The sequence below is a fragment of the Aeromicrobium alkaliterrae genome (genome assembly GCF_039529015.1).
In the GTDB taxonomy this organism is placed as follows: Bacteria; Actinomycetota; Actinomycetes; order Propionibacteriales; family Nocardioidaceae; genus Aeromicrobium; species Aeromicrobium alkaliterrae.
Genome location: NZ_BAAAME010000005.1, coordinates 493,115 through 506,302 on the forward strand (window position 1 = coordinate 493,115; position 13,188 = coordinate 506,302).

Here is a 13,188-nt window from a genome sequence, read left to right on the forward strand (position 1 = left end):
AGGATCAGACCCCGTCGAGCTCGAGCAGGAGGTCGCCACCCTCCACCGGGCGCGTGCCACCGACGACGAGTCTTCTCACGACGCCGGCCCGGGGGGCGGTGATCGAGGCCTCCATCTTCATGGCCTCGATCGTGGCGACGACCTGGCCGGACGTGACCATGTCGCTCTCGGCGACGAGGGGGGTGACGACCCCGGCAAACGGGATCGCCACGTGCCTCGAGTCGTTCGGGTCCGCCTTCTCGGCGCTGACCGCAGTGGACTCGGCGGACCGGTCGCGCACGAGGGTGGGTCGGAGCTGGCCGTTGATGGTGCCGACGACGGTGCGCATGCCACGGGCGTCAGGCTCGCCGATCGCCTCGACGCCGAGGAGCACGAGGTGGCTCTCGTCGAGGTGGACCTCGACCTCGAGGTCCGCGTCGAGCCCGTACAGGAACGCGGCGGTCGGTAGCACCGAGACGTCGCCGTACTGCGCCACGTCCTCCTCATGATCGGCCGTGGGGCCGGGGAAGAGGAGTCGGTTCAGGGTGCGGCGTCGGTCGGTGACGAGATCCTTCTCCTGATCGTCGGTCAGCGACTCCTGGCGGGGCTTGACCTCCCGGCCGACGAGGGCCTTGGTGCGGAAGGGTTCGGGCCAGCCGCCGGGTGGGTCGCCGAGCTCACCGTTGAGGAAGCCGATGACGGAGTCGGGGACGTCGAACCGGGCGGGGTCGGCCTCGAAATCGCCCGGATCGGCGCCAGCGGCGACGAGGTGCAGGGCGAGGTCGCCGATGACCTTGGAGCTCGGGGTCACCTTCGGGATGTTGCCGAGGATGTCGTTCGCGGCGGCATACATGTCCTCGATCTGCTCGAACTTCTCACCCAGGCCCAGCGCGATGGCCTGTTGGCGAAGGTTCGACAGCTGGCCGCCGGGGATCTCGTGCCGGTAGACGCGGCCCGTCGGCGCGGGCAGACCCGACTCGAACGGGGCGTAGAGGCGACGCACGGCCTCCCAGTAGGGCTCGAGCGCGTTGACGGCGTCGATCGAGAGGCCCGTCTCGCGCGGAGACCGGTCAGTGGCCGCGACCAGAGCCGACATCGACGGCTGGCTCGTGGTGCCCGCGAGCGCGGCGGAGGCGGCGTCGACGGCGTCGACACCGGCGTCGATCGCCGCCGTCAGGGTGGCGAGCTGGCCGCCCGTGGTGTCGTGGGTGTGCAGGTGCACGGGCAGGTCGAACCGCTCGCGCAGGGCCGTCACCAAGGTGCGGGCGGCCGGCGCCCGGAGCAGCCCTGCCATGTCCTTGATCGCCAGCACGTGCGCACCGGCGTCGACGATCCGTTCGGCCAGGTGCACGTAGTAGTCGAGGGTGTAGAGCCGCTCGGCCGGGTCGGAGAGGTCGCCGGTGTAGCAGAGCGTCACCTCGGCGACCGTCGTGCCCGTCGCGCGCACGGCGTCGATCGCAGGACGCATCTGGTCGACGTCGTTGAGCGCGTCGAAGATCCTGAACACGTCGATGCCGGTGGACGCCGCCTCGGCGACGAACGCGTCGGTGACCGCACTCGGGTACGGGGTGTAACCGACCGTGTTGCGACCGCGCAGCAGCATCTGCAGACAGACGTTCGGCGCCGCGTCTCGCAGCTCCGCGAGCCGGTCCCACGGGTCCTCCTTGAGAAACCGCAGTGCCACGTCGTACGTCGCGCCGCCCCACGCCTCGAGGCTCAACAGCTGTGGCGTCGTGTGCGCGACCGCTCGCGCGGCAGGCACCAGGTCACGCGTGCGGACCCGCGTGGCGAGCAGCGACTGGTGGGCGTCGCGGAAGGTCGTGTCGGTGACGTGCACCCGGTCGTCGCCGCGCAGGGCCGCAGCGAACCCTTCCGGGCCGAGCTCCAGCAGCCGATCGCGGCTGCCCGCCGGCGGGGCTGTCGACAGGTCGACGACCGGAAGCTTGCTGATGGGGTCGACCGACGCCGGTTGCGGTCCGTGGGGCTGATTCACCGTGACGTCGGCGACGTAGGCGAGCAGCTTCTCGGCCGGGTTCTCGACCGTCGGCGCGTTCACGAGCTCGGGGTGCTGATCGATGAACTGCGTCGTGACCCCACCGGCACCGAAGTCCGGGTGCCGCAGAAGCGCCTGCACGAACGGGACGTTGGTCGAGACGCCGCCGATGCGGAACTCCGCCAGACCACGCCGTGCGCGGGTGATGACCGACTCGAACGAGTCAGCCCGGCAGGTCATCTTGGCCAGCATCGAGTCGAAGTGCGGGCTGATCGCCGCACCCACGTGCACCGTGCCGCCGTCGAGCCGCACCCCCGGACCACCCGGCGACGAGTAGGAGGTGATGGTGCCGGTGTCAGGACGGAAATCGTTGGCGGGGTCCTCGGTCGTGATCCGGCACTGCAGCGCGAAGCCCGTGACCGTGATGCCATCTTGGGTCAGGCCCAGGTCGGCCAGGGTCTCGCCCGCGGCGATCCGCAGCTGCGCCTGCACCAGGTCGATGCCGGTGACCTCCTCGGTCACGGTGTGCTCGACCTGGATCCGCGGGTTCATCTCGATGAACACGTACCGGCCGTCGGCACCCAGCAGGAACTCCACCGTGCCTGCACAGGAGTATCCGATCTCGGTCGCAAACCTGACCGCATCGGCACACATTGCGGCCTTCACCTCAGGATCCAGTGCGGGTGCCGGGGCGATCTCGACGACTTTCTGGTGACGTCGCTGCACCGAGCAGTCCCGCTCGTGCAGGTGCACCACGTTCCCCAAGGAGTCAGCGAGGATCTGCACCTCGATGTGGCGCGCGTCGACCACGGCCTCCTCGACGAAACAGGTCGGGTCACCGAACGCCCCGTCGGCCTCGCGCATCGCGGCCTCGACCGACTCGCGCAGCATCGCCGGATCGTCGACGCGACGCATGCCGCGCCCACCACCTCCGGCGACAGCCTTCACGAACAGGGGGTACGTCAGCGCGTCGGCCGCAGCCACCAGCGTGTCGACGTCCGTCGAGGGCTCCACCGACGCCAGCACCGGCACGCCCGCGGCCTTCGCCGCCGCGATCGCTGACGCCTTGTTGCCCGTCAGCTCCAGGACCTCCTTCGCCGGACCCACGAACGTGATGCCCGCCTCCGCGCACGCCTCGGCCAGATCGGGGTTCTCCGAGAGGAACCCGTACCCCGGGTACACCGCGTCCGCCCCGGCACGCTTCGCCGCGCCCACGATCGCCGCGGGGTCCAGGTACGCCCGCACGGGGTGCCCCCGCTCGCCGATCTCGTACGCCTCGTCCGCGCGCACCCGGTGCTCCGACCCTCGGTCCTCGTTCGGGTAGACAGCCACCGTCGTGGCACCGAGCTCGCGCGCCGCACGGAACGCCCGCACCGCGATCTCGCCACGATTGGCGACCAGCACCTTGGAGAACGGCAACGTCGTCATGTCGGGATCAGTCCGTCGCCACGAGCAGCACGGGACGCCAGTCCAGCACCTCGCGGCCCTCGACCGAGGTCCGAACGCGGGCGCGCACCAGCCTTCCGCCGGGCATGGCCGGCTCGCTCGAGACGATCTCGACCGTCGAGGTGAGCACGTCGTCCTCGTGCACCGGGGCGAGGTGGTCGCACCCGTCCCAGGCCAGCACCGTGACGACATCCGGAATCGCCCGCGCCAGGTGGGCCGCGGCGATGCCGATCGTGTGACCGCCGTAGACGAGGCGCCGACCGCCGGCAACCTCGGACTCGTGGTGCACGCGCGCGACGTTGAGCGTGAGACGCGCCAGCTCCGGGGCGCTCGACACCACGTCGCCGCCGACGACCTCGATGACGTCGCCGGCGTCCGGAGCGGGCCCCCGATGACTCCACTTCCGGAGGTCCCATCCGCCGACCGAGCGGAGCAGGTCGGGGGCCGGCCCGTCCGTGCCGATCGTCGTGAGGTCGTCGGCGTGGCCGGTGTCGACGTCATCGCGCAACGGCAGCATCGCGCAGCGGTAGAAGTCGAGCACAGGCTGACGGGCGTCGTCCGTGGTCGTGATCCGCAGAGCCGCCAGACCCGTCGGCGCGCGGTCGGGGCGCCGGGAGTTCTGCCGCAGTCCCACGACCTCGGTCGTGGTGTGGAGCGTGTCGCCGATCGAGGGCTGCTTCAGCAGCACCAGCCGGCGGTAGAAGAGGTTGGCCTTCACGTGCTGGGTGGCCTGCGTGCTCTGCCCGATGGCGACGTCGGTCACGAAGCTCGGGTGGGCGATCTGTCGCCGGCCCGCGACCTGGCTCGACGACCGCGCGTCCAGCATCATCGGGAACCGGTCGCCGACGATGGCCTGGTGCATCGCGGCGCGCCCCTCGGTCAACGTGTACGGCGAGCTGGGGAAGGTCTGCCCACGCTCGAGGTCGTCGAACCACGGACCCTCCACGCGGTTCATCGCGCCGCCTTGGCCAGGACGCGTCGTGCCGCGACAGCCATGGCCTCGTCGACCAGCTCGCCGTCGAGGGCCAGAGCGCCAGAGCCGCCCTCGTGCGCGCGCCCCAGCATCTCGACAACCCGCTCCGCGTGAGCCACAGCGCTTGCCGAGGGGGTGAAGGCATCGTTCACGTGCTCGATCTGGCGTGGGTGGATGACCCACTTGGCGTCGAAGCCCAGCGTGACGGCCCGTTCCACGGCTGTCGTGAAGGGTTCGTCGACGTCGACCGCCAGGTGCGGGCCGTCCACGACGTCCAGATTGGCGGCGCGAGCACGGATCAGCACCTCCATCTGAATCGGTGTCCAGGTCGAGGGATCGGCGTCCGGATGGCGCCCGAGTGACGCAGTGAGGTCGGCGTACCCGACCACGAGACCGTCGAGACGGTCACGTCGCGAACAGATGTCGTCGAGGTTCGCGACCCCACGAGCCGTCTCGACGAGAGCCTGCACTCGGAGCGGCACCGCCCGTCCGAGCTCGGCGGCGATGCCCTCGAGCACCGTCTCAACCACGGCCAGGTCCTCGCGACTCTCGACCTTCGGCACGACGATCGAGGCGACGCCAGCGCCGGACTCGGCAACGGCTCGGAGGTCGCGCAGACCCCATGGCGACCTCAGCTGGTTGATCCGCACCGTGACTCGCGGCCCACCGTCAGCAGGCTTCAGCCCTCGGACGACCTCGCGAGCGACGTCCTTGCGCTCGGGAGCGACGGCGTCCTCGAGATCGAGGACGACCTCGCTGGCCGAGGTCGTCAAGGCCTTCTGCACGAGGGTCGGGTTGGCGGCGGGGACGCAGAGGATCGAGGTCCGACCGGGTGGGGTGGGGGAGGTCGTGTTGCTCACCTAATTTAATCTAGATTAGACTTGCTTCGTTGCCAACTCCCTTCCCGTGTCAGGAGCATCCCGTGCCGCAGCTGAACGCCGACGAACGCGAGATCGTCAAGGTCGTCCGTGACTGGGTCAATCGCGAGGTCAAGCCCGTGGTGCAGGAGCTCGAGCACGCCAACGAGTACCCCGAGAAGCTGATCGAGCAGATGAAGGAGCTCGGCATCTACGGGCTCGCCATCCCTGAGCCGTACGGCGAGGCTCCCGTGTCGATGCCCTGCTACGTGGAGATCACCACCGAGCTGGCCCGCGGGTGGATGTCGCTCGCCGGCGCCATGGGCGGCCACACCGTCGTGGCCAAGCTCCTGCTCCTGTTCGGCACCGAGGAGCAGAAGCAGCACTACCTGCCCCGGATGGCCACCGGTGAGGTCCGCGCCACGATGGCGCTGACCGAGCCCGGCGGCGGCTCGGACCTGCAGAACATGCTGACCAGTGCCCGTCTCGACGGTGACGAGTACGTCGTGAACGGGTCCAAGACCTGGATCTCCAACGCCCGCCGGTCGCAGCTCATCGCCCTGCTGGTCAAGACCGACCCGAAGGCCGAGCCGCGCCACGAGGGGATCTCGATCCTCCTCGTGGAGCACGGCCCCGGACTCGAGGTCTCCCGCGATCTTCCCAAGCTGGGCTACAAGGGCGTCGAGAGCTGCGAGATCTCCTTCGACGGCTACCGCACCCCGGCCGACAGCATCCTCGGCGGCACCCCGGGGAAGGGGTTCGCCCAGATGATGAAGGGCCTGGAGACTGGCCGCATCCAGGTCGCGTCGCGAGCCCTCGGCGTCGCCCAGGCCGCGTTCGACGATGCGCTGGCCTACTCCCAGGAGCGCGAGAGCTTCGGCACGCCGATCTGGAAGCACCAGTCGATCGGCAACTACCTCGCGAACATGGCGACCAAGCTGACGGCCGCCAAGCAGCTCACCCACTTCGCCGCCGAGCGCTACGACGCCGGCGAGCGGGTCGACATGGAGGCTGGCATGGCCAAGCTGTTCGCCTCCGAGGTCGCGATGGAGATCGCGCTCGACGCCGTGCGCATCCACGGCGGCTACGGCTACTCGACCGAGTACGACGTCGAGCGCTACTTCCGGGACGCTCCCCTGATGATCGTGGGGGAGGGCACCAACGAGATCCAGCGCAACGTCATCGCCGCCCAGCTCGTGCGACGCGGAGGCCTCACGGCCTAGGTCACATTTGAATCACGAATCAACGATCTAGGATGGCGTCCATGGTTCTCAAGCAGGCCGCCTCCACCGACGCGGACTCCAAGTCCGCACGGACTCGTCTTCGCATCCTCGATGCTGCGGCCGAGGTCCTCAGCGAGCGCGGGTACGCCGGCATGCGTCTCAGCGACGTGGCCGAGAAGGCCGATGTCCAGGCCCCGGCGATCTACTACTACTTCGCCTCGCGTGAGCTGCTGATCGAGGAGGTCATGTTCTCGGGCATCCACCAGATGCGTGAGCACCTGAACACCGCGCTCGACGGACTCCCCGACGGCACCGAGCCGCTGGAGCGCCTGACGATCGCGATCGAGGAGCACCTCCGTCACGAGCTGGAGCTCTCGAACTACGCGACGGCGGCGATCCGCAACGCCGGGCAGGTCCCCGCCGCGATCCGCGAGCGCTACGTGGCCGAGCAGCGCGGGTACGGCGAGATCTGGGCGAGGCTCCTGAAGTCGGCGCACGAGGCCGGCGACCTCCGGGAGGGCGCCGACCTCTACATGGCCCAGATGCTGATCATCGGCGCCCTGAACTGGACCGGTGAGTGGTGGGACCCCGAGCGCGGCAACATCGACACGCTGGTGGCCAGCGCGAAGACGTTCATCCTCGACGGCATCACCTGAGCAACGCCCACACCCGGGGTCACGGCAGACTCAGACCTGGGCCGCCTCGCGCTCGCGTGCCTTCTGGGCCGCGAGTGCCTTGCGCTTCTCGGCGAACTCCAGGGCCTCGGTCCAGCTGGCGCCCTTCTGGATCATCACGCGGTACTTCATGATCTCGGTCTGGCCATTCACCGTCAGAGCGCCGATGATGCGCTCGCCCCGTCGGTAGAGCGCGACCCATCGACCGTCGGCGTCCGGATCGCCATCGACCAGCACGACCTCGTCGGCGTCCGGCGAGCCGACGAACTGGATGCGCACGTCGTACCAGTCCGACCAGAAGTACGGCACGGTCCCGTAGGGCTTGGCGTTCTCGGGGTCGATCGCGTTGCGGGCCGCGGCAGCGCCTTGCTCGGCCGCGGCGGTCCAGTTCTCCATCCGCTGGCGTTCGTCCATCACCGGGTTGTGCCACGACGCCACGTCCCCGGCGGCGTAGACGCCCGGGACCCCCGTCCACAGCGTCTCGTCGCACACGATGCCGTTCTCGACCGTCAGGCCGGAGCCCTCCAACCACTGCGTCGCCGGGATGATCCCGATGCCGACCACCAGCAGGTCGGCCGGGAGCACCGTGCCGTCGTCGAGCACCACGCTCTCCACCCGCGACTCACCGTTCACCGACACCACGGTCCGCCCGCAGAGCAACGGCGTGCCGTTGCGCTCGTGGAGGGACGCGATCGCCGCGCCCATGCGGTCACCGGTGGCCCGCACGAGCGGCGTCTGCAGGGCCTCGACCACGGTGACGTCCAGGCCCCGCTTGCGTGCGCCGGAGGCGACTTCCGACCCGATGAAGCCAGCACCCACCACGACGGTCCGGGCCCCCGCGTCGAGAGCCGCGCGCACGGCGATGCCGTCGTCCAGGGTGCGGAGCCCGTGGACACCATCGAGGTGCTCCGTGCCGGGCAGCGTGCGGAGGTTCGAGCCCGTGGCGATGACCAGCGCGTCGTAGGCGATCTCGCGGTCGCCCACCAGGACGACCTGACGACCGGTGTCGAGCCCCGTGGCCGGTGCGCCGAGCACGAGGTCGATGCCCAGCTCCTCGGCCAGGACCTGCTCGGTACGGAAGGTCGGGTGCTCAGGATCGTCGCCCGCCTCGAGGAAGGCCTTCGAGAGCGGCGGTCGGTCGTACGGCAGGTGCTGCTCCGCCCCGATGAGCGTGATCGCGCCCTCAAAACCGGCCTTGCGCGCGGCCTCGACAGCGCGTAGTCCGGCGAGCGAGGCGCCGACCACGACCAAGCGGTCGACGCTCACCGTTCGATCCGCAACGCCTCGGTCGGGCAACCAGCAACGGCCTCCTCGACGGACTGGAGCTCGTCGTCGCTGATGTCCTCCTTGAGGAGCACCAGGTCACCGTCGTCGTTCACCTCGAAGAACTCCGGGGCCAACGACTCACAGATCCCCAGACCCGTGCACTTTGCGAAATCCACGACCACCTTCATGGCAGTACCTCTCTCCGACCGATCGATCACGTCATAACTTAACTTATGCTCAGGCCGCGGGCGCGGGACGAGCGACCAGCCTCGACTCATCCGGCATGGGCAGCGAGGTGCTCCAGCACCTTGCCGGTCACGATCTGCGCCGTCTCGGCACACGCCGTCGTTCCGCCGTTGGCGTACTCCTTCACGCCGTCACCGACGTTCCAGAGGCCCTCGATCGGGGTGTCGTGCGGCATGTCGAAGCCGGCCACAGCACGCTGCGGCGGCCAGTCGTCACGCGTGATGTTGATGCTCAGCTCGCGCACGTCGTCGTCGAAGCCCGGGAAGTTCTCGCGCAGGTCCTCGCGCAGCAGCTCGATTTCGGCCGCCTCGTCGAAGTCGCCGATGGCCGGCTCCGGCACCGACGTCGCGACGTAGAGGTTCCAGCCCGGAGGCGACATCTCCGGACACGTGTCGGTGAAGTTGGCCACGTAGGCCATCCGCCTCGTGGAGGCGAAGCTCAGCATGCCGGGCGCCTCGACCAGGCGCTTCTCGCTGGCGAAGTTGATCGCGATCATTGCGCAGGGCCGGTCGCCCTTCTCGATCTGGGCGACGTAGTCCGCCGGCAGGTGCTCGCGCCCGACCAGACCCAGGGTGGCCGCGGGGCCGACGTTGCTGATCACGACCGGGGCGGACACGGTGACGCGCTGTCCGTCGCGCTCGAGCTCGACGCCCGTGACGCGCCCCCCCTCGGTCAGGATGCGGTCGACACTGGCTTCGCGCCAGATCTCGCCCCCGTTCGCCTGGACGTTGTCGGCGAGCTGCTGCCAGACGCCGATCGTGCCCTCGGGGTGGAACCCGAACCGCTTGAAGGCGCTCTTGCGGGTGAAGTACGTGAGGAAGACGCGCGCCGGAAGGTCGGTCGAGCTCACCGCGAAGATCGAGGCGCTCATGTTGCGGAAGATGCCTCGGACGCCCTCGTTCTTGGTGTACTTGCGCACCCACTCGTCGGTCGAGATCTCGTCCTCCGGCAGCCCGCTGTCGTTACGCGCTGCGCCGAGGCCGGACACCAGCTTGGCCCCGGAACGGGTCAGCTTGCTCAGCATGAAGCCCCAGCCGCCGCCCGTGACGTCGACGTCCTTGCCCTTGATCCGGTACAGGATCGGCGGCGTGGGCTCACGGATCTCCCACGGAATGCCGAGCTCGTTGAAGGTCTGCTCCGTGATGCCCCCGACCTCGATCACGATGGCGCCGTCGTTGACCTTGAAGCCGTCGACCACGGTCGTCGAGGCACGGCCGCCGACCTTGTCGAGCCGCTCCACCACCAGGACCCGACGGCCCTCGTGGGCGAGTCGAGCCGCGGTGAACAGGCCACCGGCGCCAGCGCCGATGACGACGACGTCGTAGTCGAGGTTGCTCATGTGAGTTCCTTCTCCTGGTGCTTCGGTACGGGGGTTCAGTAGGAGCGCGGCAGACCGAGGGAGGTCTGCGCGACGAAGTTGAGGACCATCTCGCGGCTGACCGGGGCCGTCCGCATCAGCCGGGTCACGAACCAGAGCTCGGACAGGCCGTACTCCTTCGCGAGGCCGTTGCCGCCGTGGGTCTGGATCGACTGGTCGAGCGCCTTCAGGGACGCCTCGGACGCGAGGAACTTCGCGATGTTGGCCGCCTCACCGGCACCGGGGTGGCCGGCGTCGAACAGCTCGGCACTGTGCTTGGTCGCCAGACGGCTCGCCTCGACCTCCATGTGGGCCAGCGCGATCGGGTGGGACACCCCCTGATGAGCGCCGATCGGCGTCGACCAGACCTCACGCTCCTTGGCATAGGCCACGGCGCGGTCGATCGCGTAGCGGCCGACGCCGCCGCAGATCGCGCCGACGAGGATGCGCTCGGGGTTGAGCCCGGTGAAGACCTGCTTGAGGCCCTCTCCGGTGTGGCCGACCAGGGACTCAGGGCCGACGCGGACGTCGTCGAGGTAGACCGTGAACTGCCCGTCCGGCGACACGATCGACGTGGGGATCTCCTGGTAGGACAGGCCCTCGGCATCGGTCGGCACCACGAAGATCGAGAGCTTCTTGCGTCCCTCGCCCGTCTCGTCGGCGTCCCGCGCGATCAGCAGGATCGCCTCGGCCTGGTCGACCGCGGAGATGTAGTACTTCTGGCCCGAGATCCGCCAGCCGTCGCCGTCGCGCCGGGCTGTCGTCGAGATCTCGTGGCTGTTCGAGCCGGCGTCCGGCTCGGTCAGCCCGAAGGCGACCTTGCGGCTGCCGTCGGCGATGCCGGGCAGCCACTCGCGCTTCATCTCCTCGGAACCGTGGCCGGCGATGATGCTGCCGACGATGGCCGGGGAGATGACCCAGATCAGCATCGGCATGCCGTGGGCTGCGAGCTCCTCGACGACGACCACGGCGTCCTCCATGCCGCCCCCGCCGCCGCCGTACTCCTCGGGCAGGTGCACGCCCAGGAGCCCGGACTGGCCGAGGTCGGCCCACAGCTCGTCGATGTTGCCGCCGTTCGCCCCGCGCTCGAGGAAGTACGCGGGTCCGTGCTTCTCGGCGATCGCCGCGACGCTCTTGCGCAGCGCGGCGTGCTCCTCGGAGTCGTGGATCAGTCCGGCCATGTCATCGTCCTTCGAATTCGGGGACCCGGCGCTCGGCGAACGCCGCGATCCCGTGGATGAGGTCGTCGGTCGCGGCGCAGGCCACGGTCGACGCACGTTCGCGCTGCAGGTGCTCGGCGAGCGTGTGGTCGTGGGCGCTCGCCACCAGGTCGAGCGCGTGGGCGTAGGCGACGGTCGGTCCCGCGCCAAGACGCGTCGCCAGCGCCAGGGCCTCGTCGGCGAGGGTGTCGGCAGGGACGAGCCGGGTGACGAGACCCCACTCGAGCGCTTCGCGAGCGGAGAACGACGGGTTCTCCAGCAGGAGTGACGCGGCCCGACGGGGTCCGACGAGGCGCGACAGGAACCAGGTCACGCCGGTGTCGCCCGGCAGGCCGAGACCCGTGAACGCCGTGCGGAACCGGGTGTCGTCAGCGGCGAGGACGACGTCGGCGATCCCGACGAGCGACAACCCGGCCCCGACCACCCAGCCGTGCACTGCGGTCACGACCGGCACCGGGAGCTCCAGCAGACCCACGAGGGCCGGCGTCACGCGGTCGGTCAGGTCACCGAACACCTCGCCGTACTCGGCCGGGTCGAACGTCCGGAAGTGACGCACGTCCCCGCCGAGGCTGAAGCTCGGCCCTTCGGCCCGCACCAGCACGGCCCGCAGGCCGTCCGTCTCCGCCAGCTGGGCAACCGCGGCGCCCAGGGCATCGGTGAGCTCGGCGTCGAACGCGTTGCCGTTCTCGGGACGGTTCAGCGCCAGCGTGCCGACGCCCGCGACGATCTCGACGGTGACAGCGGGCCCGGCCATCAGCGACCCTCGAAGTTCGGACGCCGCTTCTCACCGAAGGCCGTGATCGCTTCCGCGATGTCGCGGGTCGCCCCGGATGCGTGGAGCTGCTCGGTCTCGCGGCGGAGCTGGTCGGACAACGAGGCGCCCCAGGTGTCGCGCAGGAGCCGACGCATCTTCGCGTAGGCGCGGGTCGGGCCTCGCGCGAGGGTGCGGGCCAGCTCGAGCGCCGCCTCGTCCAGCTCGTCGTCCGGCACGACGTCGGTCACCAGACCGATGTCGAGTGCCTGGGTCGCGGGGACCGGCCGATTGAGCAGGGTGATCGCGGTCGCGCGGGCCAGACCGACCCGCCGCGGCAGGTGGTAGGACCACCCACCGTCACCGGACAGGCCGAGGTCGCTGAAGGCCGTCACGAAGCGCGTGGTCTCGGACGCGATGCTGACGTCCGAGGCATAGACGTATCCGATGCCTCCACCGGCAACGGCGCCTCGCGTCGCGGTGACGATGGGCACGTCGACCTCGGCGAGGATCCGAAACCCTTCGTGGAACGGGGTGGTCATCGAGCGGAGGAGGTCGCCGAGCTGGTCGGGGTCGCTCTCCAGGAAGGTCGAGATGTCACCGCCGACCGTGAAGTGGGGGCCTGCTCCCGTGATCAGGACCGCCCGCACCGAGGCGTCGGCCTGGATCCGGCGAGCCACGGTCAGCGTGTCGGTCGCCAGCGCCAGGTCGATCGCGTTGCGCACCTCGGGTCGATCAAGACGCACGTGGGCGATGCCGTCGTCGTCGACACGGTACGCAATGGTCGAGAGCTGGTCCGGGAGCGTCGCCGCCCAGGCAGCACTGTCGGTCAGCTGCTCGACCCGGACGATCCTGCCCTCACGGAACGACAGCAGGTGCACGAACGCTGCCTCGAGCTCCGCGCCCGTCGCCCGCTCGCTGCCGCGATACGTGCCGAGCACCACCAGACGACCGTCGTCGAGACCGTGCATCTCGGCGGGCTCGGCCGATGCGGCCCAGGTACGGCCGATCGCCCACCAGAAGCTGGCCTGCATGTCGGCCGGCGACGCGTAGTCGCCCCCGAGGCCGAGCGGGAAGCCGGCGGTGGCGTGACCGGTGAAGTCCGGGTGGAGGACGTCGTCCAGGGCATGACGATCACCGCGAGCGAGAGCTGCGTAGAGCCGCTCCGCCGCGTCGCACTGGTCCGGCAGGTTCATGGTCATC

11 protein-coding genes are annotated in these 13,188 nt (G+C 69.8%); 2 read left to right on the plus strand and 9 right to left on the minus strand.

Annotated elements, in window-relative coordinates:
* Positions 1-4: 4 nt before the first annotated feature.
* Genes ABD127_RS16530 through ABD127_RS16540 form a run of 3 tightly spaced genes read right to left on the minus strand, consistent with a single transcriptional unit; the run spans position 5 to position 5,251 of the window.
* Entirely contained in the window at positions 5-3,400 is a 3,396-nt protein-coding gene (locus ABD127_RS16530; protein WP_344203513.1) for a pyruvate carboxylase, read from the minus strand.
* A 7-nt stretch (positions 3,401-3,407) separates the two neighbouring features.
* Entirely contained in the window at positions 3,408-4,373 is a 966-nt protein-coding gene (locus ABD127_RS16535; protein ID WP_344203515.1) for a MaoC family dehydratase, read from the minus strand.
* Positions 4,370-5,251 (minus strand): HpcH/HpaI aldolase/citrate lyase family protein, encoded by an 882-nt coding sequence (locus tag ABD127_RS16540; protein ID WP_344203518.1) that lies wholly within the window; start codon positions 5,249-5,251, stop codon positions 4,370-4,372. The genes ABD127_RS16535 and ABD127_RS16540 overlap by 4 nt, the downstream gene beginning before the upstream one ends.
* A 62-nt stretch (positions 5,252-5,313) precedes the next feature.
* On the opposite strand from ABD127_RS16540, the gene ABD127_RS16545 reads away from it, so the two are divergent.
* Complete coding sequence (locus ABD127_RS16545; protein WP_344203521.1) at positions 5,314-6,471, plus strand: acyl-CoA dehydrogenase family protein; 1,158 nt, start codon at positions 5,314-5,316, stop codon at positions 6,469-6,471.
* Positions 6,472-6,512: 41 nt separating this feature from the next.
* A complete protein-coding gene (locus tag ABD127_RS16550) occupies positions 6,513-7,127 on the plus strand; it encodes a TetR-type transcription factor C-terminal domain-containing protein (protein ID WP_344203522.1) in 615 nt (204 codons plus the stop codon).
* Between the two features lie 30 nt (positions 7,128-7,157).
* Here ABD127_RS16550 and ABD127_RS16555 read toward each other — a convergent pair whose 3' ends face one another.
* The 6 genes from ABD127_RS16555 to ABD127_RS16580 form a co-directional block, all read right to left on the minus strand.
* Positions 7,158-8,411 (minus strand): NAD(P)/FAD-dependent oxidoreductase, encoded by a 1,254-nt coding sequence (locus tag ABD127_RS16555; RefSeq protein WP_344203524.1) that lies wholly within the window; start codon positions 8,409-8,411, stop codon positions 7,158-7,160.
* Positions 8,408-8,599 (minus strand): ferredoxin, encoded by a 192-nt coding sequence (locus tag ABD127_RS16560; protein ID WP_344203526.1) that lies wholly within the window; start codon positions 8,597-8,599, stop codon positions 8,408-8,410. The genes ABD127_RS16555 and ABD127_RS16560 overlap by 4 nt, the downstream gene beginning before the upstream one ends.
* Before the next feature lie 86 nt (positions 8,600-8,685).
* On the minus strand, positions 8,686-9,996 hold the full coding sequence (locus ABD127_RS16565) for a phytoene desaturase family protein (protein ID WP_344203527.1): 1,311 nt from the start codon (positions 9,994-9,996) through the stop codon (positions 8,686-8,688).
* A gap of 35 nt (positions 9,997-10,031) precedes the next feature.
* Positions 10,032-11,195: an acyl-CoA dehydrogenase family protein gene (locus ABD127_RS16570; protein ID WP_344203530.1), complete on the minus strand. Its 1,164-nt coding sequence runs from the start codon at positions 11,193-11,195 to the stop codon at positions 10,032-10,034.
* 1 nt (position 11,196) lies between these two features.
* Positions 11,197-11,988, minus strand: coding sequence for an enoyl-CoA hydratase/isomerase family protein (locus ABD127_RS16575; protein ID WP_344203532.1), 792 nt, complete (start codon positions 11,986-11,988; stop codon positions 11,197-11,199).
* Positions 11,988-13,181, minus strand: coding sequence for an enoyl-CoA hydratase-related protein (locus ABD127_RS16580; protein WP_344203535.1), 1,194 nt, complete (start codon positions 13,179-13,181; stop codon positions 11,988-11,990). The genes ABD127_RS16575 and ABD127_RS16580 overlap by 1 nt, the downstream gene beginning before the upstream one ends.
* Between the last annotated feature and the right edge of the window lie 7 nt (positions 13,182-13,188).